22 protein-coding genes and 1 other annotated feature are annotated in these 25,981 nt (G+C 38.0%); of the genes, 20 read left to right on the top strand and 2 right to left on the bottom strand.

All coding sequences use genetic code 11. The annotated features are described in order from the left end of the window. Window positions 1–7 precede the first annotated feature (7 nt). From lpdA to MKY26_RS09605, 13 genes are all read left to right on the top strand, one after another. A complete protein-coding gene (gene lpdA / locus MKY26_RS09665) occupies window positions 8–1,426 on the top strand; it encodes a dihydrolipoyl dehydrogenase (protein WP_095372646.1) in 1,419 nt (472 codons plus the stop codon). 120 nt (window positions 1,427–1,546) lie between these two features. Then, the gene (locus MKY26_RS09660; protein WP_095372647.1) at window positions 1,547–2,545 is read left to right on the top strand and encodes a thiamine pyrophosphate-dependent dehydrogenase E1 component subunit alpha; all 999 of its coding nucleotides are present in this window, start codon (window positions 1,547–1,549) and stop codon (window positions 2,543–2,545) included. Between the two features lie 17 nt (window positions 2,546–2,562). Beyond that, window positions 2,563–3,546 carry an alpha-ketoacid dehydrogenase subunit beta gene (locus MKY26_RS09655; protein WP_095372648.1) on the top strand — a complete coding sequence of 328 codons (984 nt, stop codon included), beginning with the start codon at window positions 2,563–2,565 and terminating at the stop codon, window positions 3,544–3,546. Window positions 3,547–3,633: 87 nt separating this feature from the next. Then, on the top strand, window positions 3,634–4,953 hold the full coding sequence (locus MKY26_RS09650) for a dihydrolipoamide acetyltransferase family protein (RefSeq protein ID WP_095372649.1): 1,320 nt from the start codon (window positions 3,634–3,636) through the stop codon (window positions 4,951–4,953). A gap of 262 nt (window positions 4,954–5,215) precedes the next feature. Then, window positions 5,216–6,985 carry a methylmalonyl-CoA mutase subunit beta gene (locus tag MKY26_RS09645; protein ID WP_233435224.1) on the top strand — a complete coding sequence of 590 codons (1,770 nt, stop codon included), beginning with the start codon at window positions 5,216–5,218 and terminating at the stop codon, window positions 6,983–6,985. Beyond that, window positions 6,982–9,141 (top strand): methylmalonyl-CoA mutase, encoded by a 2,160-nt coding sequence (gene scpA / locus MKY26_RS09640; protein WP_095372651.1) that lies wholly within the window; start codon window positions 6,982–6,984, stop codon window positions 9,139–9,141. Before MKY26_RS09645 ends, scpA begins: the two co-directional genes overlap by 4 nt. Window position 9,142: 1 nt before the next feature. Continuing rightward, on the top strand, window positions 9,143–10,252 hold the full coding sequence (gene meaB, locus MKY26_RS09635) for a methylmalonyl Co-A mutase-associated GTPase MeaB (RefSeq protein WP_095372652.1): 1,110 nt from the start codon (window positions 9,143–9,145) through the stop codon (window positions 10,250–10,252). Between the two features lie 245 nt (window positions 10,253–10,497). Next, window positions 10,498–10,935, top strand: a complete 438-nt coding sequence (locus MKY26_RS09630; protein WP_095372653.1) for a BrxA/BrxB family bacilliredoxin — start codon at window positions 10,498–10,500, stop codon at window positions 10,933–10,935. Between the two features lie 304 nt (window positions 10,936–11,239). Then, window positions 11,240–12,013 (top strand): transporter substrate-binding domain-containing protein, encoded by a 774-nt coding sequence (locus MKY26_RS09625; protein WP_095372654.1) that lies wholly within the window; start codon window positions 11,240–11,242, stop codon window positions 12,011–12,013. 106 nt (window positions 12,014–12,119) lie between these two features. Continuing rightward, the gene (locus MKY26_RS09620) at window positions 12,120–12,779 is read left to right on the top strand and encodes an amino acid ABC transporter permease (RefSeq protein ID WP_095372655.1); all 660 of its coding nucleotides are present in this window, start codon (window positions 12,120–12,122) and stop codon (window positions 12,777–12,779) included. Next, on the top strand, window positions 12,772–13,494 hold the full coding sequence (locus MKY26_RS09615; protein ID WP_095372656.1) for an amino acid ABC transporter ATP-binding protein: 723 nt from the start codon (window positions 12,772–12,774) through the stop codon (window positions 13,492–13,494). Before MKY26_RS09620 ends, MKY26_RS09615 begins: the two co-directional genes overlap by 8 nt. Window positions 13,495–13,744: 250 nt before the next feature. Continuing rightward, window positions 13,745–14,740, top strand: coding sequence for an aromatic acid exporter family protein (locus MKY26_RS09610; RefSeq protein ID WP_224936034.1), 996 nt, complete (start codon window positions 13,745–13,747; stop codon window positions 14,738–14,740). A 34-nt stretch (window positions 14,741–14,774) separates the two neighbouring features. Then, window positions 14,775–15,272 carry a L,D-transpeptidase gene (locus MKY26_RS09605; RefSeq protein ID WP_307313732.1) on the top strand — a complete coding sequence of 166 codons (498 nt, stop codon included), beginning with the start codon at window positions 14,775–14,777 and terminating at the stop codon, window positions 15,270–15,272. Between the two features lie 90 nt (window positions 15,273–15,362). Here the strand turns inward: MKY26_RS09605 and prli42 are convergent, their stop codons facing one another. Further along, window positions 15,363–15,440: a stressosome-associated protein Prli42 gene (gene prli42 / locus MKY26_RS09600; RefSeq protein WP_218971988.1), complete on the bottom strand. Its 78-nt coding sequence runs from the start codon at window positions 15,438–15,440 to the stop codon at window positions 15,363–15,365. Window positions 15,441–15,629: 189 nt separating this feature from the next. Between prli42 and mce the strand changes: the two genes are divergently transcribed. The 5 genes from mce (at window position 15,630) to MKY26_RS09575 (ending at window position 21,221) form a co-directional block, all read left to right on the top strand. Then, window positions 15,630–16,043: a methylmalonyl-CoA epimerase gene (gene mce, locus MKY26_RS09595; protein WP_328197499.1), complete on the top strand. Its 414-nt coding sequence runs from the start codon at window positions 15,630–15,632 to the stop codon at window positions 16,041–16,043. After that, window positions 16,043–17,593: an acyl-CoA carboxylase subunit beta gene (locus MKY26_RS09590; RefSeq protein WP_307312961.1), complete on the top strand. Its 1,551-nt coding sequence runs from the start codon at window positions 16,043–16,045 to the stop codon at window positions 17,591–17,593. The genes mce and MKY26_RS09590 overlap by 1 nt, the downstream gene beginning before the upstream one ends. Window positions 17,594–17,705: 112 nt before the next feature. Then, the gene (locus MKY26_RS09585; RefSeq protein ID WP_341096363.1) at window positions 17,706–18,824 is read left to right on the top strand and encodes a M20/M25/M40 family metallo-hydrolase; all 1,119 of its coding nucleotides are present in this window, start codon (window positions 17,706–17,708) and stop codon (window positions 18,822–18,824) included. Between the two features lie 598 nt (window positions 18,825–19,422). Further along, window positions 19,423–19,899: a chemotaxis protein CheW gene (locus MKY26_RS09580; RefSeq protein WP_157733941.1), complete on the top strand. Its 477-nt coding sequence runs from the start codon at window positions 19,423–19,425 to the stop codon at window positions 19,897–19,899. A gap of 47 nt (window positions 19,900–19,946) precedes the next feature. After that, window positions 19,947–21,221, top strand: coding sequence for a DNA polymerase IV (locus MKY26_RS09575; RefSeq protein ID WP_341096344.1), 1,275 nt, complete (start codon window positions 19,947–19,949; stop codon window positions 21,219–21,221). 127 nt (window positions 21,222–21,348) lie between these two features. Here the strand turns inward: MKY26_RS09575 and zwf are convergent, their stop codons facing one another. Beyond that, window positions 21,349–22,812 carry a glucose-6-phosphate dehydrogenase gene (gene zwf, locus MKY26_RS09570; RefSeq protein ID WP_307313734.1) on the bottom strand — a complete coding sequence of 488 codons (1,464 nt, stop codon included), beginning with the start codon at window positions 22,810–22,812 and terminating at the stop codon, window positions 21,349–21,351. Window positions 22,813–23,048: 236 nt separating this feature from the next. Here zwf and rnz point away from each other — a divergent pair, with 236 nt between their 5' ends. After that, window positions 23,049–23,972 carry a ribonuclease Z gene (gene rnz / locus MKY26_RS09565; protein ID WP_340975431.1) on the top strand — a complete coding sequence of 308 codons (924 nt, stop codon included), beginning with the start codon at window positions 23,049–23,051 and terminating at the stop codon, window positions 23,970–23,972. A 160-nt stretch (window positions 23,973–24,132) separates the two neighbouring features. Next, window positions 24,133–24,359 (top strand) — a binding site (T-box leader). A gap of 139 nt (window positions 24,360–24,498) precedes the next feature. Further along, the gene (locus MKY26_RS09560; RefSeq protein ID WP_341058638.1) at window positions 24,499–25,851 is read left to right on the top strand and encodes a sodium-dependent transporter; all 1,353 of its coding nucleotides are present in this window, start codon (window positions 24,499–24,501) and stop codon (window positions 25,849–25,851) included. Window positions 25,852–25,981 lie beyond the last annotated feature (130 nt).

Genomic DNA, 25,981 nt, shown 5'->3' with positions numbered 1-25,981 from the left:
TTTATTAATGGCACAAGAATATGATTTAGTCATTCTTGGCGGAGGTACTGGTGGTTATGTAGCTGCTATTCGTGCTTCTCAACTTGGTCTTAAAACAGCGTTAGTAGAAAAAGGAAATCTTGGCGGTACTTGCCTTCATAAAGGTTGTATCCCAAGTAAAGCATTGCTAAGAAGTGCGGAAGTTTTTGCGACTGCTAAGAATAGTGATGAGTTCGGTATTTCTACTGGCGAAGTATCAGTAAACTTTGCAAAAGTGCAAGAGAGAAAAGGCAAAATTGTTGATCAATTGCATAAAGGTGTTCAACACCTTATGAAGCAAGGAAAAATTGATGTATACGACGGTTTTGGACGTATTTTAGGACCATCCATCTTCTCTCCAACAGCAGGAACAATTTCTGTTGAAATGAATAATGGTGATGAGAATGAAATGCTTGTACCTAAAAATGTTATTGTGGCAACAGGTTCTCGTCCAAGAACATTACCTGGTTTAGAAGTTGGCGGAAATGTAATGACTTCTGATGAAGCATTATCGATGGAGGAAATTCCTAAGTCAATTATTATCGTTGGTGGCGGTGTAATCGGTATCGAGTGGGCTTCTATGCTTGCTGATTTCGGTGCAGAAGTAACTGTACTAGAATTTGCTGACCGTATTATCCCTACTGAAGATAAGGATGTAAGTAAGGAAATGCAACGTCTACTGAAAAAACGTGGCGTAAATATCGTTACTAAAGCGAAAGTACTTCCTGAAACATTGAAACAAGATGGCGGTGTAACGGTTTCTGCTGAAGTAAAAGGCGAAACAAAAGAATTCACAGCTGAAAAGCTTCTTGTATCTGTAGGTCGTCAAGCAAATACTGAAGGTATTGGTCTTGAAAATACTGATATTCAAGTAGAAAAAGGAAGCATCGTTGTGAACGAGCATTACCAAACAAAAGAGTCTCATATTTATGCAATTGGTGATGTAATTGGTGGACTTCAACTTGCACATGTTGCTTCACATGAAGGTATTCATGCAGTAGAACATATCGCAGACCAAAATCCAGAGCCAATGGATTATGATCTTATTTCTAAATGTATCTATTCTTCACCAGAAGCTGCAAGTGTAGGTATCACAGAAGATCAAGCGAAGGAACAAGGCTATAAAGTGAAAGTCGGTAAATTCATGTTCCGTGCGATTGGTAAAGCGCTTGTATTCGGTGAGTCTGACGGCTTTGTTAAAATTATTGCTGACGAAGAGACAAATGACATCTTAGGTGTACACATGATTGGACCACATGTGACAGATATGATTTCTGAAGCAGGTCTTGCAAAAGTATTAGATGCTACACCTTGGGAAGTAGCACATACGATTCACCCTCACCCAACTTTATCTGAAGCAATCGGAGAAGCTGCATTAGCAGTAGACGGAAAAGCAATTCACGGATAAGCGTTAGGATTTATTAAAGTGGACTTCTAGATTTTGTTGGAAATCTAGAAGCCTCACTTCATTAAGTGGAGAATATAAGAGCGTTCCACGTTCTTCTATATATATTTAGGAGGTTTTGAAATGGGTAAAACTAAAAATCGTCATAAAGCTTTAGGTTTAAGTGATGAGCAAGTATTAGAAATGTATGAAACCATGCTTTTAGCACGCCGTATTGACGAGCGTATGTGGCTTTTAAACCGTGCAGGTAAAATTCCTTTCGTTATTTCATGTCAAGGACAAGAGGCTGCGCAAGTAGGTGCATCTTTTGCATTAGACAGAGAGAAAGATTATGCCCTTCCATATTATCGTGACATGGGTGTTGTTCTTGCATTCGGTATGACTGCGAAAGAATTAATGTTATCAGCATTCGCTAAAGCGGAAGATCCAAACTCAGGTGGCCGTCAAATGCCAGGTCACTTTGGGCAAAAGAAAAACCGTATCGTAACAGGTTCTTCTCCAGTTACAACACAAGTTCCTCACGCAGTAGGTATTGCACTTGCTGGGAAAATGGAAAATAAAGATCTTTGTACATTTGTTACTTTCGGTGAAGGTTCTTCTAACCAAGGAGATTTCCACGAAGGAGCAAACTTTGCAGGTGTTCATAAATTACCAGTTATTTTCATGTGTGAAAATAATAAGTATGCGATCTCTGTACCAATTGAAAAACAATTGGCATGTGAGAAAGTATCAGATCGTGCAATCGGTTACGGTATGCCTGGTGTAACTGTAGATGGTAACGATCCATTAGCAGTGTACCAAGCAGTTAAAGAAGCAGCTGATCGTGGACGTAAAGGTGAAGGTCCTACATTAGTTGAAACAGTTTCTTATCGTTTAACTCCACACTCTTCTGATGATGATGATCGCAGCTACCGTGATCGTGAAGAAGTAGACGCAGCGAAAGAAAAAGATTCGATTATTACTTTTGCAGCCTACTTAAAAGAAATTGGTCTTTTCGATGATGAAAAAGAAAAAGAAATGAACGATCGTATTATGAAAATCGTGAATGAAGCAACTGATTATGCTGAAAATGCACCATATGCAGATGCAGAAGATGCATTGAAATATGTGTACGCAGAATAAGTAGGGGGGAATAACACATGGCAGTAATGTCTTATATTGACGCGATCACTTTAGCGATGCGCGAAGAAATGGAAAGAGACCCAAAAGTATTTGTACTAGGAGAAGACGTTGGTCGTAAAGGTGGAGTTTTCAGAGCGACAAACGGCTTATATGAAAAATTTGGTGAAGACCGTGTGCTAGATACACCACTTGCAGAATCTGCAATCGCTGGTGTTGGTGTTGGTGCGGCAATGTACGGTATGCGTCCTATCGCAGAAATGCAATTTGCTGATTTCATCATGCCTGCTGTCAACCAAATTATTTCAGAAGCAGCAAAAGTTCGTTACCGTTCAAATAACGACTGGAGTGCTCCAATGGTTATTCGTGCACCATATGGTGGCGGTGTCCATGGTGCCCTTTATCACTCTCAATCAGTAGAAGCTGTATTTGCAAACCAACCAGGTTTAAAAATTGTTATGCCTTCTACACCATACGACGCAAAAGGACTTTTAAAAGCAGCGATTCGTGATGACGATCCTGTTATGTTCTTCGAGCATAAGCGTGCTTACCGTTTAATTAAAGGTGAAGTACCTGAAGATGATTATGTACTTCCAATTGGTAAAGCTGACGTTAAACGTGAAGGTGAAGATATTACAATCATCACTTACGGATTATGCGTACACTTTGCTCTTCAAGCAGCAGAAAAACTAGCGAAAGATGGTATCTCTGCTCATATTTTAGACTTACGTACGGTTTATCCATTAGATAAAGAAGCGATTATCGAAGCAGCTTCTAAAACGGGTAAAGTCCTTCTTCTTACAGAAGATACAAAAGAAGGAAGCATTATGGGTGAAGTAGGATCGATTATTGCTGAGAACTGCCTATTTGACTTAGATGCACCAATTATGCGCCTTGCAGGTCCAGATGTACCAGCAATGCCATATGCACCAACAATGGAGAAATTCTTCATGGTTAACCCGGATAAAGTAGAAAAAGCAATGAGAGAATTAGCTGAATATTAATCAAAAGTGGCAATGAGAGCGGAAATCCGACTCTTTTTGCCACATTCCAAATAGATGTTGATAAGTAATAAGGAGGTCACTTTAATAATGGCTATCGAACAAATAAAAATGCCTCAATTAGGTGAAAGTGTAACAGAAGGTACAATTAGTAAATGGTTAGTATCTGTTGGAGATAAAGTAAATAAGTACGATCCACTTGCAGAAGTAATGACTGATAAAGTAAATGCTGAGGTTCCTTCATCTTTTGATGGAGTAATTAAAGAGCTAATTGCCGAAGAAGACGGCACATATGAAGTAGGAGAAGTCATTTTAACAATTGAAACTGAAGGTGGCGGAAGCAGCGAGCCTCAAGCTTCTGAAGAAACTTCTGCACCAGCAAAAGAAGAAGCGCCAAAATCAGAAAGCAAATCAGTCGCTTCTACACCTGCAGCAGATGCACCTAAAGGTGGACGTTATTCTCCAGCTGTACTTAAGCTTTCTCAAGAGCATGGCATTGACCTTAGCCAAGTAGCTGGTACTGGAGCAGGCGGAAGAATCACACGTAAAGATCTAAACAAAATTATTGAGTCTGGTAATATTCCAACTGCTGATAATGCACCAAAAGCAGAAGCACCAGCAAAAGCAGAAGCACCTAAGCAAGAAGCACCAAAAGCGGCAGCTTCTAAACCAGCAAAAGCAGCAGGCACAAATGTACCAGTTGTACCAGGAGATGAAGAAATTCCTGTGACTGGTGTACGTAAAGCAATTGCAGCTAACATGCTTAAGAGCAAACATGAGGCTCCTCATGGTTGGACAATGATGGAAGTAGACGTAACAAATCTTGTTGAGTATCGTAACTCAATTAAAGGTGAGTTCAAGAAGAAAGAAGGCTTCAACCTTACATTCTTTGCTTTCTTCGTAAAAGCAGTTGCGCAAGCACTTAAAGAATATCCACAAATCAACTCTATGTGGGCTGGCGACAAAATTGTACGTAAAAAAGACATCAACTTGAATATTGCAGTAGCAACTCAAGACGCTCTTTATACACCAGTTATCAAAAATGCTGATGAAAAAACAATCAAAGGTATTGCGCGTGAAATCGGTGAGTTAGCTGGTAAAGTACGTGCTGGTAAATTAACAGGTGCTGATATGTCTGGTGGTACATTCACTGTAAATAACACTGGTTCATTCGGTTCTGTTCAATCAATGGGCATCATCAACCACCCTCAAGCAGCGATTCTTCAAGTAGAATCTATTGTGAAGCGTCCAGTTGTTATGGACAACGGTATGATTGCTGTTCGTGACATGGTTAACCTTTGTATGTCACTTGACCACCGTGTACTAGACGGATTAGTATGTGGTCAATTCATGCAACGTGTAAGAGAAATTCTTGAAAATACTTCTAAAGAAAATACATCTGTATACTAAGAAGTGATCGTAAAAAAAGAGAGGCCATTCGCCTCTCTTTTTTTTATGAAAATAAATATCAAGTTTCAAGAACCACAATAAATTACCCCATAAATAAAGTATTTCTAGATGATAAATTGATGGAATTCTACAAAAGATTGCAGCTTTTTCCTATCTATACTACAATAAAATTAAGATTTATTAGAATTTTATTAATGTTTTGATCGCTATGATGAGGGGAGGTCCTGTCTTTTTAGACAGATATTTTATGAATTTAAATAAAATGAAAAATGAGACATTTACAAAGCCGACTTTACGCGATTGGCAGGAGAAAGCAGAGGAATCATTAAAGGGTGGGTCCATCGATCGTTTATCAACAGTCACTTATGAAGGGATTAAATTGAAACCGCTTTATTCACGAGAAGATTTACCATCACCTATCCAAAATCCACTTCCAGGAAGTTCAGACTTTCGTCGAGGATATACCTCTTCAGGATATCTTGAAGAACCATGGAACGTCTCGCAACGGCTTTCTTCTACATCGGCAAAAGAAATGAAAAAACAATTATTAGAAGAATTAAATAAAGGGCAATCAGCCATTTCATTTAACCCTGATCTTTACAAGCTTTCAGAAGTAGCAGCGATTGTTGAAGGCTTAGAAGAATATCCATTTTGTTTAATGACGGAAAATTCTTCACTAGATTTATACAAAACGATTGGTCAGCAAAATTCGAAGGGGTTTATTGGGAAAGATCCGTTAGCCAGTTTAATGAATAATAGTAAAGGTTACGATAATGATTGGTTAGAAGCAATTGTACATGCGAAAAAGTCCTCACCTAAGCTAAAAACCATTTTAATTCATACGACCATATATCATGAACTAGGTGCAAATGCTATTCAAGAACTGGCAATTGCCATTGCTTCTGCTGTTTCTCATATTGAGCGCTTGCTCAGCGAAGACTTCTCTATAGAAGAAATAGTAGATAAGGTCGTATTTCATTTTTCCATTGGCGCTCAGTTTTTTACGGAAATCAGTAAATTAAGAGCGGCAAAAATCCTATGGTCTAAAGTTTTAGAAGCATACGGACTAAATGAGAAGCTAATGAACATGACCATTTCTGCTCAAACTTCACCATTTACAAAAACATTGTACGACCCCTATGTCAATCTTTTACGGGCAGGGAATGAGGCCTTTGCAGCCATACTAGGTGGGATCAATTATTTACACGTGTCACCATTTGATGAACCTAGTGAAGCCTCCTCTTTTACTGCGAATCGAATTGCTCGAAATACCCAATTGATTTTAAGGGAAGAAGCGCATCTAAATAAAGTCATTGATCCGGCAGGAGGGTCTTATTATATTGAATCAATCACGAATCAAATTGCTGAAAGAGCTTGGGATTTATTTTTAGCAATAGAAGATCAAGGTGGTATGGAAGTTGCCATAGAGACAGGTTGGATTCAAGAACAGATTACGCAAGTGCAAAAAAAGCGGTTAGCTGATATTTATACGCGAAAGCAAAGTATTGTTGGCACGAACAAATATGCGAATTTAGATGAATCACCGCTGCAGAATGCAGTGACCCTAGGCAACCGTTTATCCATTCCATATGAAAAGCTGCGCTATCAAGTAGAAATGATGAAGGCGAGTAGCGTTGATATTCAGGTGGGCTTATTATGTCTTGGAGATTTAAAAAAGCATAAGCCGCGTATGGATTTTGTAACCGGCTTTTTAGCTCCAGGTGGTATTCGTTCTCATTTTATACCAATTATGCATACAGAGAACCTAAAGGAACAAATAGAAAATAATCCTTTATCTCATTACGTGATTTGTGGTGCAAACGATCAATATGATGATGATCTTTTAACTGCTGTGAAGTTAGTAATGACAGAGAAACAAAGCATATTTAAACTATATTTGGCTGGTCATCCTACAGTAGAGGAACAAAAATGTTGGAAAGAGGCGGGCATCACCGAGTTTCTCCATATGAAAAGTGATTGCTACCATATACTAAGCACCATTGTGGAAGATTGGGAGGGTGAAGTGAAATGACCAAACCTGATTTTACGAAAGTGAAATTATTTGATGAGGGTGACAAAGCGCAACATCCTGATAAAATCCATCATGATGTGTTTGAAACAAATGAAAGTATAAATATTAAATCAATTTATTCCCATAATGATCTAACGTCGATGGAACATCTTGATGATATGCCAGGAATCGCACCTTACACACGAGGTCCATATCCAACGATGTATGTTAATCGACCTTGGACTGTTAGGCAATATGCTGGGTTTTCAACAGCGGAAGAAAGTAATGCGTTCTATCGTCGTAATTTAGCGATGGGGCAAAAAGGACTTTCAGTCGCTTTCGATCTTGCTACACATCGTGGCTATGATTCCGATCATCCGCGAGTGGTTGGCGATGTCGGAAAAGCAGGCGTAGCCATTGATAGTATTTTAGATATGAAAATATTGTTTGATGGCATTCCTTTAGACCAAATGTCAGTCTCCATGACAATGAATGGAGCAGTTTTACCGATTATGGCGTTCTATATTGTCACGGCTGAAGAGCAGGGAGTGAGCCAGGAAAAGCTTGCGGGGACGATTCAAAACGATATCCTTAAAGAGTATATGGTGAGAAACACCTATATTTACCCACCCGATATGTCAATGAAAATCATTGCAGACATATTTGAGTATACGTCACATTATATGCCTAAATTTAATAGTATCAGTATATCTGGTTATCACATGCAAGAAGCAGGTGCGCCGGCAGATATAGAATTAGCATACACGCTCGCAGATGGACTTGAATATGTGCGTACAGGGATGAAAGCAGGGATTGATATCGATTCTTTTGCTCCTAGATTGTCCTTTTTTTGGGCAATTGGGATGAACTATTTTATGGAAGTGGCAAAGATGAGAGCGGCTAGACTTATATGGGCAAAGATGATGAAAAACTTTGCACCAAAAAATCCGAAATCGATGGCGTTAAGAACACACTCGCAAACTTCCGGTTGGAGTTTAACAGAACAAGATCCATACAATAATGTGACAAGAACTTTGATAGAAGCGCATGCAGCAGCGATGGGACATACACAGTCACTACACACAAATGCACTAGATGAAGCGATTGCCTTACCAACCGATTTCTCAGCAAGGATTGCGCGCAATACACAGTTATTTTTACAAGAGGAAACAGGCATAACCAATGTAATCGATCCTTGGGGCGGTTCTTATTATGTAGAAAGTCTAACAAATGAGTTGGTAGAGAAAGCTTGGGCGCATATTGAGGAAATTGAAGAACTTGGCGGAATGGCTAAAGCGATTGAAACAGGATTACCAAAAATGAGGATTGAGGAGGCGGCTGCAAGAAGGCAAGCACAGATAGATTCGAATAAAGAAACAATCATTGGTGTAAATAAATACCGGCTTGAGCAGGAGGAGCCTCTAGATATTCTAAATATTGATAATACTGCAGTGCGGTTAAAGCAAATAGAACGCTTAGAGCATTTAAGAGCGACAAGAGATGAAGATAAGGTGAAAGAAGCGCTTGCAGCTATTACGAGAGCAGCTGAGACAGGTGAAGGGAATCTTTTAGCTTTATCCGTTCAGGCGGCACGAGTGCGGGCATCTTTAGGAGAAATTTCTGATAGTATTGAATTGGTAGCTAAACGACATAAAGCGATGATTCGCTCTATTAGTGGTGTATATAGCTCCCATTTTTCTAATGAAGAGGAAATTAATGAAGTAAAGACAATGGCTGATGAATTTTTAGAAAATGAGGGGAGAAGACCTCGTATTTTAATTGCTAAAATGGGACAGGATGGACATGATAGAGGAGCGAAAGTCATTTCTACAGCCTTTGCAGATTTAGGGTTTGATGTGGACATTGGACCACTTTTTCAAACGCCAGAGGAAACAGCGATTCAAGCAGTCGAAAATGACGTGCATGTGGTTGGGTTTAGTTCTCTTGCTGCTGGTCATAAAACATTGTTACCACAATTAGTGGCTGAGTTAAAAAAGCTAGGGCGTGAAGATATTTTAGTTGTCGTAGGAGGCGTAATTCCACCGCAAGATTATGAGTATTTGCTTGCTAATGGTGCATCAGCTATCTTTGGACCAGGAACAGTGATTCCAGTGGCTGCGCAAAAGGTAATAAGAGAGATTTATCATCGTTTAGGCTATGAGGAAGTGACGAATTAATATGGACACATATAAGAAGCGTGGAAGGCCGTCTAATGAAGCTTTTACAGATTCTGTTCAGGCTGGTGACTTCTCATCCAGTTTTTCGTCTCTGACAAGAGGAAGTAACTTTAAAAAGAAAAAAGAAACCTCTCCACCCATTGATGAACTGGAAAAAGGCTTATTAGAAGGTAACCGAAGTGCACTTGCTCGTGCCATTACTTTAATAGAGAGTAATGCTGAGCATCATTTTCAAGGAGCTCAAGAGTTATTGCATAGAGTTTTACCACATGCGAATCAATCTATTCGTATTGGCATTACTGGGGTGCCTGGTGCAGGGAAAAGTACTTTTATAGAATCTTTTGGTTCGTATTTATGTAATGAGTTAGGGGCAAAAGTAGCTGTTTTGGCTGTTGATCCTAGTTCAAAATTAAGTGGTGGTAGTATTCTTGGTGATAAAACGAGAATGGAGCAACTCGCCAGAAATCCTCTCGCATTTATCCGTCCATCACCAACATCAGGAAAACTAGGTGGTGTCCATCGCAAAACAAGAGAAACGATGATCTTATGTGAAGCGGCTGGTTTTGATGTCATCTTAGTGGAAACGGTCGGTGTTGGTCAAAGCGAAGTGATTGTACGTGATATGGTTGATTTCTTCATGCTCCTTGTTTTAACTGGAGCTGGTGACGAACTGCAAGGAATGAAAAAAGGAATTATGGAGTTAGCAGACACGATTATCGTTAATAAAGCAGATGGGGAAAATAAACATGCAGCCAAAAAAACGAAAGCTGAATATGAAAAAATTCTTCATTTCCTTCAACCTGCAACGAAAGGATGGCCATCTAGGGCTTATGTTTGTTCTTCCCTTTATGAAGAAGGTATAAAAGAAGTGTGGGAAGTGATTCAACAATTTATTGCCAATACACAAACTTCTGGTGTCTTCGAGCAGAGAAGAAGAGAACAAGCGAAAGAATGGATTTATTCCATGATCACAGATCAACTTCATTATCGTTTTTTTGGTTCACCTGTCGTGAAAGAAATGCTGCCTAAAATTGAAAATGATGTGATTGCAGGTAACCGAACCGTAACAGCGGTTGTCGAGGAACTTTTTAGGCGGTATACAAGAGAATAAAAAAAGCTGCCCCTTCACCGTGATAGGGGCAGTTCTAGTATATATAAGCCTGCTTTACTAGCAGGAACACCCAGGGGGAGGGTTATATATTGTATGTTACCCCAAAGTTTTTCTTTTAAAACTAAAAGATAAAAGTTTCTATACTGTAAAAAAACTCACGACCTTGGTATGATATAATTATACGTAAACGAATAAAACGTATAAGGACACTTTGATCCTAATTATTCTTTAGGGGGAATGAAATCATGAGTATGGATTTTAATTTGTTTATGAATGATGTTGTGCAACAAGCTCGTAAAGAAATCGTTCATGCAGGATATACAGAGTTAAGAACAGCAGAAGATGTGAAACAAGCATTAGATAAAAAAGGAACAACGCTCGTAATGGTTAACTCTGTTTGTGGGTGTGCAGGGGGAATTGCTCGTCCTGCTGCAGCACACTCTATTCATTATGATAAGCGCCCTGATCATTTAGTAACAGTATTTGCTGGTCAGGATAAAGAAGCAACTGCTGAAGCACGTTCATATTTCACAGGTTTTCCACCATCTTCACCTTCCTTTGCTTTGTTAAAAGATGGAGAAATTATTACGATGGTTGAACGCCATGATATTGAGGGACACGATCCAATGGCAGTTGTTCAAAAGCTTCAAGCATCATTCGAAGAACATTGTGAAGAAGTATAATATCATTATTTTATCATGGAAAGAATAGCCGTTCCGTACGGTTATTCTTTTTTTTGCATTTAACACTTCTACCATTTTTTAATAGAGAATTGAAAACTAGTAAACTTTTTCTTTTCATATACAATTCCTTCCTTTATACTGAAAATTAGTTAGAAAAATCAAAAAAATATTATAAAAATATAATTATGCAAATATATCATTGCATATTCATGTGAATGTGTTAAAATACATCTAGATGAATAAATATTAATTGATTAAAAACGAAATTTATTTTCATACTATATAATTTTTAGGAGGAAAGATTGTGAAGAAACAATGGATACTTTTAAGTGCGTTATTGGTATTAATTGCAGGATTTTTAGCTGCATGTGGATCAAGTGAAGAAGCGGGCGGCGATAACGATAAAAAAACATTAGTAATGGGTACGTCAGCAGATTATCCACCATTTGAATATATCGATACAGCACAAGGAGAGGAAATTATTGGGATTGATGCTGATATCGCAAAAGCAGTGACTGAAAAGCTAGGATACAATTTAGAAATTAAAGATATGGATTTTGGTGGACTGATTCAAGCACTTAACTCCGAACAAGTTGATTTTGTTGCATCAGCCATGTCTGCAACGGATGAAAGAAAAGAGAATGTTGACTTTACTGAAATCTACTATACTTCTAAACATATGATTATCTCTAAAGAAGGTAGCGGTATTGAAACAGCTGAAGATTTAGAAGGAAAAACAGTTGGTGTACAATTAGGTTCTATTCAAGAGACAAAAGCAAATGATTTAGCTGAAGGGATAGATATGAAGGTTGAAAGCCGTAATCGTATTCCTGAGATCATTCAAGAGATTAAAGCAGGTCGCTTTGAAGCAGCCATTATTGAAGATACAGTTGCACAAGGCTTTCTTGAAAAAGAGAAAGATTTAGCTGGTGTAACGATTGAGGATGCTGACGGCGGCTATGCGATTGCTTTACCAAAAGGTAGTGAGCTAACAGAAGAATTTAATAAAGCCTTACAAGAAATGATTGATAACGGGGAAATCGAGGACATTATCACAAAGTGGTTCTCTGAGCAGTAAACCCAAATCAACGTTCAGAAGGGAAAAAACCTTCTGGGCGTTTTTTCCCTTCAATGGGTGGATCAAATGAATTTCAAATATTAATTACTGAGAGGAATGGCAATATATGAATTTAGATTTTACCTCTGTCCTCCCTTCTCTACCTTTCATTTTACAAGGGCTCGGTGTCACACTACAGATTGTTTGTTTAGCGGGTATTTTAGGGTTTTTATTAGGAATTATCCTTTCTTTATGTAAGATTAGTAAAATTAAGCTATTAAATTGGTTAGCGAATGCTTATACTTCCGTTTTTAGAGGTACGCCATTAATTTTACAATTGATGATTATTTATTTTGGCTCACCACAAGTATTAGGCTTTCAAATAGAGGGTGTAACAGCAGCCATTATCGGATTTGCATTGAACTCGGCCGCTTATATTTCTGAGATTATTCGTGCAGGCATACAAGCAATTGATAAAGGACAGCAAGAAGCGGCAATGGCTTTAGGCGTTCCGTATCGTCCGACAATGGTAAATATTATTCTCCCACAAGCAATGAAGAATATTTTACCTGCGCTTATGAATGAATTCATTACATTAACGAAAGAATCTGCCCTTGTGACCACAATTGGGGTAATGGATGTGATGAGACGAGCGTATCAAGTAGGAGCGAATCAGTATCAATTTATGGAACCACTCCTTCTTGCCGGAATTATTTACTATATCTTAGTAACGATACTCACATTCTTAGGCAAACTAGTTGAAGGGCGGTTGAGATCCAGTGATTAAAGTGGAAAAATTGCATAAATCCTTCGGGAAGAATGAAGTGCTAAAAGGTATTTCAACACAGATAAATAATGGTGAAGTTGTTGCTATTATTGGTCCATCCGGTTCAGGTAAATCCACTTTTTTGCGTTGTATTAATAAATTGGAAGAGCCAACAAACGGGAAGATATGGATTAAAGATGCGGATATTACCGATCGACAAACAGATATATTAAAAGTCCGACAAAATGTAGGGATGGTGTTTCAGCATTTCCACTTATTCCCTCATATGACCGTGTTGGAGAATTTAACTTATGCACCATTAAAGGTAAAAAAAATAACAAAATCAGAAGCGGAAAATAACGCTATGAAATTACTAGAAAAAGTCGGATTAGCTATAAAAGCACAGGAATATCCTAACAAATTATCAGGGGGTCAAAAGCAGCGGGTAGCGATTGCTCGCGCACTTGCGATGAATCCAGAAATTATGCTATTTGATGAACCAACCTCAGCACTTGATCCTGAAATGGTAAAAGAAGTGTTAGATGTAATGAAAACACTCGCACATTCAGGTATGACAATGGCTATTGTTACCCATGAAATGGGGTTTGCGCGTGAGGTGGCGGATCGAGTATTATTTCTAGATGGTGGCGTGCTAGTAGAAGATGCCCCGCCTAACGAATTCTTTTCCAACCCTAAGTCTTCGCGTGCGCAAGATTTCTTACAAAAAGTATTATAAAAGCGGAAAAAGATGGTCAAACTGATCATCTTTTTTTCATTATTGAAAAGTGAATACTGTATAATAATAAAACATAGCATTGTATGAGGGATGAGAGGACAATCTCTGTTAAATGAATGGTTGATATGTTATAATCATATATTTTGTAGGGAATGGTTATGAAGGATGTTGAATGATACATTTCGCTTTAGAATACGAGACTGATTCGTTCTTAATGCACTAGCATGATGAACATACGAGGAGTAATAAGATGAAATTTAGAATAGGCTATAGAACAGTGAAAACGGCAGTCGGAGCAACTCTTGCTATTATGATTGCGCAAATGCTTGGTTTGGAGAATTATGTCTCCGCCGGTATTTTAACAATTTTATGTGTGAAGGTGACAAAAAAAGATTCCTTGCGTGCTTCATGGGATCGGATATTCGCGTGTTTCATTGCTATATTTGTTGCGTCTCTACTCTTTGAAATACTTGCCTATCATCCATTAGTTATTGGTATCGTCTTACTTGTGTTTATTCCATTAGCGGTGATGTTCAAAGCTAGCGATGGAATTGTTACAAGTTCCGTTATTATTCTACATATTTATTCAGCTGAACAAGTGACAGTGGGACTGATTTTAAATGAGGTAGGAATTATTATCATTGGGGTTGGAATTGCATTATTAGCCAATTTATACATGCCTAGCCTTGACGTGAAATTAAAGGAATATCAAGTAGAAATTGAACAAAATTTCAAACTGATTTTTGATGAGATTGTCATATATTTAAGAACAAATGAAAGTACTTGGGATGGTAAGGAAATCACGGAGACGTATCAATTAATTGAAGAAGCAAAAGCATTAGCATTCAGAGAAGTGGAAAATCATGTATTAAGGAACGAGAGTCTCTATTATAGTTATTTCAAAATGAGAGAGAAACAATTTGAAATCATTGAGCATGTTTTGCCAGTGGTGACAGCGATAGATGAAAATGTTGAGCAAGCAGAGATGATAGCTGATTTTATAGAGGATTTATCCGAACATATTCATCCAGGAAACACGGCCAGTCTCTTCATCGATAAGTTACAACAAATGCGGGCCCAATTCGCTGAAATGCCATTACCACAAACAAGAGAAGAATTTGAAGCACGCGCGGATTTACTTTATTTTATTAAAGAAATGGAAGAATATCTCTTTATCAAAAGTCAATTTGCGGGGTTAAAAGGAAGCAAGAGTTTGTATCAAAATACAGCCACTGGAGAACAATAAAGGGAAAAAGGATGTGATTCTATTGCTAAATGTGATGAGTCATCTTTTTCTAGTGTTAATGATTTCTCCACTTTGGCCCATTGGCCCAAACCCGTTACCGGGAGATCCTTTCGTGATTGTAAATAAGCGCACAAATGAGCTAACTTTTATTGATAATAGGGAGGTTCAACAGGTTGTTCATGTTGCTACAGGAAAGACTGATAGCTTAACACCAGAGGGTATGTTTACAATTATAGTAAAAGCGGAAAATCCTTATTATCGAAAAAAAGACATTCCAGGAGGAAAGAAAAATAATCCGTTAGGCACACGCTGGATGGGGTTTGATGCGAAGGAGACAGATGGCAGAATTTATGGCATTCACGGCACCAATGACCCAGATTCGATAGGTCATTATGTCTCTAATGGTTGTATTCGCCTGAAGAATGACCATGTTGAAGCTTTATTTGAGAGAATTCCTATTGGAACGAAAATATTAATTGTTTCAACTGATGAAACCACAGAACAATTAGCGAAAAAATATGGCGCGTTATAAAAGGACGGCTCAACATTCGGAATTTCCGAGTGCTGAGCCGTCCTTTTTCTTGTTAAGCTTCAAGTAGTTCCATGCTTTTTTAATTTTATATTAGAAGAACATCGTTAGACCCATTAGAAGTGTTGATGCAAGCATAACGAAAATCATCAAATAGACTATGATCTTCATTGTTTTTTTCGGCAATTTCTTTCACCCTCTCCCTTGAGTGGTATTCCTCTTTATTTTACTAGGATTTTCTCATTTGAACAACATAGAGTTTTTTTCTCGTATATTCGACATATTCGTGGAAAATTATTATAATTATATATAGTTAGAAAATAATGATATTTTTAAATAGATAGAATAGGGGGGATTTCGTTGATCAAAAAAATTGATCATATTGGTATCGCTGTTCGATCATTAGCGCAATCATTACCTTTTTATACGGAAACATTGCAATTACCTTTGTTAGGAATTGAAGAAGTGAAGAGTGAAGGCATTAAAGTAGCCTTTATTCAAATTGGGGAGACGAAACTTGAGTTATTAGAGCCGCAAACAGATGAAAGCGCTGTAGCGAAGTTTATCGCTAAAAGGGGAGAAGGTCTTCATCATGTGGCATTTGGCGTCCATTCTATTCAAGAGAGAATCGAAGAAATGAAAACAAAAGGCATTCAAATGATTCAAGATCAGCCAAAATTGGGTGCAGGTGGAGCGAGTGTAGCCTTCATGCATCCTAAATCAACTGGCAGTGTTTTATATGAATTATGTGAAAAGAAGGGAATGACAAGCTAATGGCAGACATCTATGAAAAAATTAACGAACTTTATGATCGTAGAAGAGAAGTAGAGCTTGGTGGCGGAGACGAAAGAATTGAAAAACAACATGAAAAAGGAAAACTAACAGCAAGAGAAAGAATTGCTTTATTAGTCGATGATGGTACATTTGTGGAATTAAATCCGTTTATTGAACACCGTAGCAATGATTTTGGTTTAGATAAACAAAAAGGGCCTGGTGATGGGGTTATTACTGGATATGGAAAAGTGAACGGGCGTCCGATCTTTCTTTTCTCACAGGATTTTACGGTTTTTGGTGGTGCACTAGGGGAAATGCATGCAAAAAAAATTGTGAATGTTATGGACTTAGCCGCAGAGAACGGAGCTCCGTTTATTGGCTTAAATGATTCTGGTGGTGCCCGTATACAAGAAGGTGTCGTTTCTTTAGATGGATATGGACAGATTTTTTATAGAAATTCAATTTATTCAGGTGTTATCCCACAAATATCTGTTATTTTAGGTCCGTGTGCAGGTGGGGCTGTTTATTCGCCAGCTATTACTGACTTTGTTTTTATGGTCGAGAATACGAGCCAAATGTTCATTACAGGACCAAAAGTGATTGAGACCGTTACTGGAGAAAAAATTACGGCAGAAGATTTAGGTGGAGCAAACGTACATAATACGATAAGTGGCAATGCTCACTTTAAAGGAAAGACAGAGGAAGAGGTCATTGCGCAAGTTCGGGATTTATTAAGTTATCTCCCGCAAAACAATGAAGAACGCACACCAAGAAAAGCAGATGAATCAACAGATGATTATCGACCAGATTTAACGGATATCATTCCATTTGATGCAATTAGACCTTATGATGTTCGTAAAGTAATTGATCAAGTGGTGGATGCTGATTCTTTCTTAGAGGTGCAACCTGATTTTGCCAAGAATATTGTTGTTGGCTTAGCGAGGATAAAGGGAGAATCAATTGGACTTGTTTGTAATCAACCTAAAGTGATGGCTGGCGGGTTAGATATTGATTCATCTGATAAAGCAGCCCGCTTTATTCGTTTCTGTGACTCATTTAATATCCCATTAGTGACTTTTGAGGACGTAACTGGGTTCTTTCCTGGGATTAAGCAAGAACATGGGGGAATTATTCGTCATGGCGCAAAAATTCTTTATGCCTATTCAGAAGCAACGGTACCTAAGTTAACCGTCATACTGCGAAAAGCGTTCGGAGGGGCTTATGTAGCGCTGAATAGTAAATCTATTGGGGCAGACTTGGTTTTTGCTTGGCCAAACGCTGAGGTGGCTGTCATGGGCCCTCAAGGTGCAGCTAATATTATTTTTGCTAAGGAGATTGCCACGAGTGAAAATCCTGAACAAACGAGAGCGCAAAAAATAGAAGAGTATCGTGAAAAATTTGCCAACCCATATGTCGCAGCCAGTCGGGGTATGGTAGATGATGTCATTGATCCAAGAGAAACAAGAATAAAAATCATCCAGGCGTTAGATATGTTAAAAAATAAAAAGGAAACACGCCCGTTTAAAAAGCATGGGAATATGCCTTTATAGAATAAAACATTCTTTATTTGCTGATAAGTTTCGTTAGGAGTATACTAATTAGTGTTGAAGAGAACTGTTTAAAAGCATAATAAGGCTCGTGATATTTGGAGGTTATTGACGGATGATTAATGAAGAAAGACTGTTAAATGAGTTTTTAGAACTTGTGCAAATTGATTCTGAAACAAAGGATGAAGCACAGATTGCAAAAGTATTAAAAAAGAAATTCCGTGACATTGGAGTAGAAGTATTTGAAGATGATACGACTGCGGTGACAGGGCATGGAGCGGGCAACTTAATTTGTACACTTCAAGGAAATAAAGAAGGCGTTGACCCTATTTATTTCACATCTCATATGGATACGGTTGTGCCTGGTATCGGGGTCAAACCTTCAATTCAGGATGGTTATGTAGTTACAGATGGCACAACGATTTTAGGTGCTGATGATAAGACTGGGTTAGCGGTAATGCTTGAAATCGTCAAAGTACTTAAAGAGCAAAATATTGCTCACGGTACAATCCAATTTATAATTACTGTCGGTGAAGAATCTGGACTAGTTGGTGCAAAAGCATTAGACTCTTCTCTCATTCAAGCAAAATTCGGCTATGCTCTTGATAGCGATGGAAAAGTAGGTAATATTATTGTTGCTGCTCCGACACAAGCGAAAGTGAGAGCAACGATGATTGGCAAAACGGCACATGCTGGAGTAGCACCAGAAAAAGGTATTTCTGCAATTACGATGGCATCAAAAGCGATTTCTAGAATGCCTTTAGGTAGAATTGATGAAGAAACAACAGCCAATATCGGTCGCTTTGAAGGCGGAAAACAAACAAATATCGTATGTGATCATGTCGACGTTCTTGCGGAAGCACGCTCTCTCATTGCTGAAAAAATGGAAGCGCAAGTTGAGCAAATGAAAGTGGCATTTGAAAGTGCAGCAGAAGAAATGGGTGGCAGAGCAGAAGTTAATATTGAAGTGATGTACCCAGGATTCAAATTTGCAGACGGTGACCATGTTGTTGAAGTTGCCAAAAAGGCGGCGGAAAAAGTAGGGCGTAAACCGGAATTATTGCATAGCGGTGGTGGCAGTGATGCCAACATTATTGCTGGATTTGATATTCCTACAGTAAACTTGGCAGTAGGTTATGAAGAAATTCACACAACGAACGAAAGAATGTCTATCGAAGAGCTCAATAAGTTAGCTGAAATGGTAATAGCAATTATCGAGGAAGTAGCAGCTTAAATCCTCGTGTTAGAGCATAGCTACAGCTCAAGTAAGGCCAACCTTGAAAGTCGCAGAGCACATTTTAATTTGTGCTAGCGGCTTTCTTTTTTGTTGATGAAAAATTATTCTTAGAGTGGTTTTGGTGAACATAAATGAGAAGAAAAGTAGGAGAATGAGTTGGACGGATAACCTTCATACACAGCGAATTTTTGCTAATTATTAGAAAGGTATATGAGCAAATGGGGTGTGCTCGTTCAATTCAAAAGAAGAAAGATTGGAAGTACATCATGTTAACGTGCAAAAGACAAAAGGATAAGTCAGAGGGTTGCACAAGTCACGTTTTCGTACAAAAAGCACTAGAAAATAGATGAATTTGCGATTATTTATTCCCGTAGTACATATTTGTACGTTCTTAAATAACCAAAATTGTACATCGTTAGAATTGACATTTACATAAATGATCCCAATAGAATTCAGTGGAAATGTTGTGAAGAACATGATAGAACCCTATCAAAGATATAATTCTCCATTAGGAAAATAGTCCCTACTCTTCTCTCTTCTTTTTTACTAATTATATGATATATTTTTACTATGAACAAAAGAAGGAGTGAATCTTTTGGATAAATATATTGTGTTTCGATGTAGGCAGGAAGAGTATGCGATTACTATTGATCAGGTCATTGCTATAGAACGGGCAGAAGGTTTTACATCAGTCCCACAACTCCCGCATTATGTAAAAGGTATGATACGTTCTCGGGGCCACCTTGTCCCGGTTCTTGATATTGAAATGATATTTTATGATCGAGCGATTGAAGAAAGTAACGATAGAAGAATCATCATCATTCAAGGAGAAGAATTTGAATACGGTTTACTTGTTGCGGAAACGAAGGAGATTATTGATATAGCGGAAGGTCTTATTGAAAAGCCAGGACTTCTTTTACATATTCGTCTAGACTACTTAAAAGGGATTGCTAATTTTAAAAATAGATTAATTTCTATCATTGACAGCCATCGCTTCTTAAGCTCATTGGATGGTAATGTTTCCATTGCTGAATATATTACAGAATCTAAAGAAGCAGAGGCAGCTTTATAATCTATTTGCTATAATTGGAGGATACAAACCTAAAGGATGTGCTTTAAGTGAATTCAATGTATCCTAAAGCAGGCCGAGTGATTTTACATGTTGATATGAATAGTTTTTATGCATCTGTAGAAATGGCCTATGATCCGACATTAAAGGGGAAGCCTATTGCTATTGCTGGAAATCCTGAGGAGCGTAGAGGGATTATTGTTACTTGCAGCTATGAAGCAAGGAGATTTGGCGTAAAAACAACGATGCCATTGTGGGAAGCGAAAAAGTTATGTCCGCAATTAATAATTTTACGCCCTAATTTTGAAAGGTATCGTGCAGCGTCAATTGGTATGTTTGAGGTGCTTAATCATTATTCAGATCTTGTAGAGCCTGTCTCTATTGATGAAGGGTATATGGATATTACTGCTAGCGACCAGTTTGGCACTCCTATTGAAGTGGCTTCAATTATCCAGAACCGTATAAAAGAGCAGTTAGATTTACCTTGTAGTATTGGCATTGCACCAAATAAATTTTTAGCCAAAATGGCCTCTGATATGAAGAAGCCTCTTGGCATTACAATATTAAGAAAAAGGGATGTGCCTAGTAAATTGTGGCCTCTTCCTGTAAAAGAAATGCATGGTGTTGGTCAGAAGACAAGTGAGAAGCTTGAAAGTATGCGTATTTATACGATTGGTGATTTAGCGAAGGCAGACACGTTCATGATAAAATCTTCATTAGGCATTAATGGTGAGCGTTTAAAAGATAGAGCAAATGGCATAGATTCACGTCCGGTTGATCCAGAAGCTGCCGAGGAATTTAAAAGTATCGGTAACTCAACGACACTCCCTCGGGATATGAGTAAGCAGAAAGAACTTTTTGAAGTGTTGAATCAACTCGCTTTTAAAGTGTCTACGAGGCTAAAACGAAAAAAAGTCTATGCTACTGGTATAAGCGTGATGATCCGTTATAAAAACCGCCATACGATTACGAGAAGCAAAAAAATTGGTTTTGCTATTCAGTCAGTGGAAGAAATCTATAATCAGGCTCAGCATCTCTTTATGAAACACTGGAGTGGTGATGCTGTGAGGTTGCTTGGCATAACTGGTACGGATCTTGTCGAAAAAGGACAAGCTGTGAAACAATTAGATTTATTTCATTATGAAGAAGACGCCAAAAAAGAGCCTCTTTACCAAACCATTGAAAGTTTGAGGAAAAAGTATGGCCCATCGATTGTTGATCAGGCAGCGTCTCTTGAGTCTATACAAAAGAAAAAAGCCAATATCGGTACATCAACCAGCTTTAATAAAGATTTTTTACAGCGATTAAAAAAAGAGAAAGAATAAGCGAAAACATGTACACCACAAACTATCTTGTTGTGGTGTTTTTTAAATCTTAAAAATTGAACTAAAAATAAAAGCAAGGCATAAGGTTTTTTTCCCTTATGCCATGCTTTTATATTGTACATTCATATTAACGATAGTCGCCACTTTCTACCGGCCACCAGTGGAAGCCGTCTTTTTCTAATAACTCGTCAGCCGCTTTTGGACCCATTGTTCCCGCTTCGTAGTTTGGAAATTGCTCTGCTTGTTGGTTTTCCCAAACTTGTGAGATCTTATCGACGAAGCTCCAAGATAAAGCTACTTCATCCCAATGAGCAAAGTTGGTTGCGTCTCCGCGCATACAGTCATAAAGGAGTCGCTCATAAGCTTCAGGTGTGTTCATGTGATCGACACTATTGTTGGAGAAGTTGAGCTTTACTGGTGTGGCATTCATTGTGTCACCAGATTTTTGTGCGTTTAAGTAAAGACTAATTCCTTCATCTGGTTGGATATGAATGACGAGTAAATTAGGGTTTAACGTCTTTTCATGCTGATAGTATAAATTCATTGGAATATCCTTGAATTGAACGACTATTTTTGTTGATTTCGTTGCCATCTTTTTTCCTGTACGGATGTAAATAGGAACACCGGCCCAACGGAAATTGTCAATTATCAGTTTTCCGGCAACGAAAGTTTCGGTATTGGAGTCAGCTTTGACCATCGGTTCTTGACGATAACCGTTAATTGGCTCATTATTTTTGTTGCTTGGTCCATATTGGCCACGAACAAAATTCTCCTTTACAGCCTCTCCTTCAAGTGATTTCAAAGCACGGAACACTTTTACTTTTTCAGAACGGATTTCCTCGTCTGTCAGTTTAATTGGTGGTTCCATAGCAAGTAAGGCAACCATTTGCAGCATATGGTTTTGCACCATATCCCTAAGGGCACCGCTATTCTCATAATATCTCCCACGTTCTTCAACACCTAATACTTCACTTGATGTCACTTGGATATTAGATATGTAGCGATTATTCCATAGTGGTTCAAATATGGCGTTGGCGAAGCGAATGACCTCTATATTTTGGACCATTTCTTTTCCTAAATAATGATCTATCCGATAAACTTCTTCCTCAGCAAACGCTTGGCGAAGGCGATTGTTCAATTCTATTGCTGAAGGTAGATCATGACCAAATGGTTTTTCAATCACTAAACGTTTAAAACCGTCAACATCTGTTAGTCCATCTGATTTTAAATGATCGGCAATTGTGCCAAAGAATTCTGGTGCCATCGCTAAATAGAAAATGCGATTACCTTCTAATTGATAATGTGTATCTAAGTCATTTGCTAGTGTTTTTAACGCTAAATAAGAACTGGAATCTGTAACATCATGGGAATGATAATAAAAGTGTGTGATAAACTCATTAAGGTCATCATGATGCCCCTCAGCTTCTTCAATAGATTGTCGCACACTTTCTTGAAAAGCACTGTTCGTTAGTTCTCGTCTAGCAACGCCAATGATACAATAGCGTTCAGATAGTTTTCCTCTTTTAAACAATCGGTAAAGTGATGGAAATAGTTTACGTTTCGCTAAGTCACCTGTTGCACCGAATATCATAATCAAAGCAGTTGGATTTTCTGAATTATTCACAATGATATTCCTTTCTATGTAAAAAAGTTCTATTTTTTAGGTTCATCTCAACGATGAAATATATACCCACTCAAGTATAAAATTTTATCGCTTAAAGTGAAAAACAGCAACCTTTTTTAAAAGGAAATAACTGTAGCGCTTTAGCTTTATGGTGTTTTTCTGTATGATGATAATAATGAATGAGGAGAAAGGAAGAAAAGGCAGTGAAAGTTTTTTTCTTAGGAACAGGTGCGGGTGTCCCTGCGAAAGCAAGGAATGTTACGAGTATCGCTTTAAAGCTTTTAGATGAAAGAAGAGCCATATGGTTGTTCGATTGTGGAGAAGCCACACAACATCAAATTTTACATACAACAATCAAGCCAAGAAGAATAGAGAAAGTTTTTATTACTCATCTTCATGGCGATCATATATATGGTTTGCCGGGATTTTTAGCTAGTCGTTCACATCAAGGCGGCAAAGAAAAGCTAACAGTGTATGGTCCAAAGGGAATAAAAGAATATATCGAAGTGTCTCTTTCGGTTAGTCAAACTTACTTGCAGTACCCTCTGGAGATTATTGAAATAGACGAGGGGGTCGTTTGTTGTGATGATCAATTCATAGTGACAGCGAAGAAACTTGACCATGGTATACCATCTTTCGGTTATCGGGTTGTAGAGAAAGATTTGCCGGGAACTTTAATGGCTGATCAATTGATAGAAGATGGTGTAAGGCCAGGTCCTATTTTTAAAAGAATTAAAGAGGGTGAGACAATTACTCTTGAGGATGGTCGCATAATTAATCCTAAAGATTATGTTGGGCCACCACAAATGGGGAGAATCGTGACTATTTTAGGTGACACGCGTTTTTGTTCGGCGGCAATTGAATTAGCACGCAATGCAAATTTACTTGTTCATGAGGCAACCTTTGCGAATGGTGAGGAACAGCTCGCACATGATTATTACCATTCAACAATTGCCCAAGCAGCTGCTGTAGCCCAGCAAGCGGGTGTAGAACAATTATGTCTCACACATATTAGTTCACGCTATGAACGTAGTGAGTGGTCACAGCTAGAAGAGCAGGCAAAGGTAGATTTTCCTGCAGCAGTCCTTGCTGAAGATTTTAAAGAAATAGATATCCCTAGGAAATAATTGCGTAGTTTATCGGTTTAACCAAATGCGACAGTAGGACCAACTCAGGACATAGGGAGAAATATCTGTTTCATTTTATCTTAAAAATTTAAAAAAACAGTTATTGACTTATAGATAGTAATCGTACTATAATCACATTTATACTTTTAAAATTATATTTTATAAAGCAATGAAGAGAAACTAGTAAACCTTATTTCCCTAGTAAAGAGAGTCAGCGGTTGGTGTGAGCTGAACTATAAATAAGATGAATTTCATTCTTGGAGCTTTTTCTTTGCTGTCATGTTCGGCCGAAGACAGTAAGGACGGTTATCAATACCGTTATGAATTCGAGTGGAAAGTCGCAAGCTTTCAAAAAGGGTGGTACCGCGTGAGTCACACGTCCCTTTATGAGCTTTGCGGCTTTTTTGTTTTATTTTCAATAAGGAATAGAGGATTTTTATAGCAAAATTCACGTTGACAAATGTCCTAATTTCCAGGGATGAAATAATGGGGAAGATATAGATAAAGGTTAAAAAAGGAGGAAAAAATCATGCAAAACGAACAATGGTCTTCTAAGCTTGGATTTATTCTTGCTTCTGCAGGTTCAGCAATTGGCTTAGGCGCGATATGGAAGCTACCCTATGTGACTGGGGAAAGTGGTGGTGGCGCTTTTATTTTATTATTCATTTTGTTCTCTTTATTTATTGGTTTTCCATTACTGCTGGCTGAGTTTGTTATCGGACGCAGTACAGGAAAAGAAGCGATTACTGCCTATAAAACGATTGCACCTAAAACAAAGTGGCATTGGGTTGGTTACTTAGGCGTATTTACTTCTTTCTTATTACTCTCTTTTTATAGTGTAATCGGTGGCTGGGTTATTCAATATTTATTTTATGGAGTAACAAGTGATAAAGGTGTAGGGATGTCGGGGTATGAGAGTCTGTTTAATGAAACTGTATCTAATCCGTATATTTCTTTAGGTGCACAGGCGTTATTCCTCATCATTACAATTTTCGTTGTTGCCAAGGGTGTACAGCAAGGGATTGAAAAGGTAAGTAAATTTATGATGCCAGCATTATTTATCTTGTTTATTATTATTATTATTCGTTCTGTTACATTAGAAGGCGCCTCAGAGGGAATAAAGTTCTTCTTGCAACCCAATTTCTCTTTATTAAACTCTGAAAGTTTATTATATGCGATGGGGCAATCATTCTTTTCTCTTAGTGTAGGGATTTCTGTAATGGTTACGTATAGTTCTTACTTATCAAAGAAAGAAAGTTTGTTACAACCGGCACTTTCTGTTGTCGCAATGAACTTATTCATTTCTATACTGGCTGGTTTGGCCATCTTTCCAGCCGTCTTTTCATTAGGGTTTGAGCCAACTGCTGGCCCTGGCCTACTATTCATCGTCTTACCAGCTGTATTTGATCAAATTATTTTTGGAAAAGTTTTCTTGTTGTTATTCTTAGCTTTGTTCTTATTCGCGACACTGACTTCTGCCTTTTCAATGCTTGAAATTGCAGTAGCTTCGGTTACGAAAGGAGCGACAAAAAATAGGGGTAAAATCGCTTGGTTATTTGGTTTGGCGATATTCATTGTCGGAATTCCTTCTAATCTTTCTTATAGCTTACTATCTGACATAACTATTTTTGGTAAATCTATTTTTGATAGTGCTGATTTCTTAGTGAGTAATATTCTTTTACCTTTTGGTGCTTTGTTGATTGCTCTATTCGTATCATATCGAATGAAAAAAGACTTATTAAAAAGCGAAATTATCATGAACTCTACGGCGCTGACAGGGGTATTTAATGTTTGGTTCTTTTTGATGAGATATATCGTACCAATCATTATTGTAATTGTGTTCTTAGATTCTTCTGGTTTATTTGATCTATTCAAGTAACAATTGAAAGACTGAGACAATATCAAGCTGCTAATCGAGTGATAGAAATACGAGCAAATGGTGGTAATCCTGTTTGTTCGTATTTTTTTGTCCCAGTCCCTATCTATAATCAAGAAAGAATGCAAAAAAA

It is taken from the genome of Cytobacillus sp. FSL R7-0680 (assembly GCF_038009245.1).
Classification (GTDB): Bacteria; Bacillota; Bacilli; order Bacillales; family Cytobacillaceae; genus Cytobacillus; species Cytobacillus kochii.
This window is presented reverse-complemented; position numbering and strand designations above follow the sequence as displayed.

Excerpts from the sequence above, each read along its gene's own strand:
- lpdA (WP_095372646.1), top strand. The coding sequence starts at position 8 with ATGGCACAAGAATATGATTTAGTCATTCTTGGCGGAGGTACTGGTGGT.
- MKY26_RS09660 (WP_095372647.1), top strand. The coding sequence starts at position 1,547 with ATGGGTAAAACTAAAAATCGTCATAAAGCTTTAGGTTTAAGTGATGAG.
- MKY26_RS09655 (WP_095372648.1), top strand. The coding sequence starts at position 2,563 with ATGGCAGTAATGTCTTATATTGACGCGATCACTTTAGCGATGCGCGAA.
- MKY26_RS09650 (WP_095372649.1), top strand. The coding sequence starts at position 3,634 with ATGGCTATCGAACAAATAAAAATGCCTCAATTAGGTGAAAGTGTAACA.
- MKY26_RS09645 (WP_233435224.1), top strand. The coding sequence starts at position 5,216 with ATGAAAAATGAGACATTTACAAAGCCGACTTTACGCGATTGGCAGGAG.
- scpA (WP_095372651.1), top strand. The coding sequence starts at position 6,982 with ATGACCAAACCTGATTTTACGAAAGTGAAATTATTTGATGAGGGTGAC.
- meaB (WP_095372652.1), top strand. The coding sequence starts at position 9,143 with ATGGACACATATAAGAAGCGTGGAAGGCCGTCTAATGAAGCTTTTACA.
- MKY26_RS09630 (WP_095372653.1), top strand. The coding sequence starts at position 10,498 with ATGAGTATGGATTTTAATTTGTTTATGAATGATGTTGTGCAACAAGCT.
- MKY26_RS09620 (WP_095372655.1), top strand. The coding sequence starts at position 12,120 with ATGAATTTAGATTTTACCTCTGTCCTCCCTTCTCTACCTTTCATTTTA.
- MKY26_RS09610 (WP_224936034.1), top strand. The coding sequence starts at position 13,745 with ATGAAATTTAGAATAGGCTATAGAACAGTGAAAACGGCAGTCGGAGCA.
- MKY26_RS09605 (WP_307313732.1), top strand. The coding sequence starts at position 14,775 with ATGAGTCATCTTTTTCTAGTGTTAATGATTTCTCCACTTTGGCCCATT.
- prli42 (WP_218971988.1), bottom strand. The coding sequence starts at position 15,440 with ATGAAGATCATAGTCTATTTGATGATTTTCGTTATGCTTGCATCAACA.
- MKY26_RS09590 (WP_307312961.1), top strand. The coding sequence starts at position 16,043 with ATGGCAGACATCTATGAAAAAATTAACGAACTTTATGATCGTAGAAGA.
- MKY26_RS09585 (WP_341096363.1), top strand. The coding sequence starts at position 17,706 with ATGATTAATGAAGAAAGACTGTTAAATGAGTTTTTAGAACTTGTGCAA.
- zwf (WP_307313734.1), bottom strand. The coding sequence starts at position 22,812 with ATGATATTCGGTGCAACAGGTGACTTAGCGAAACGTAAACTATTTCCA.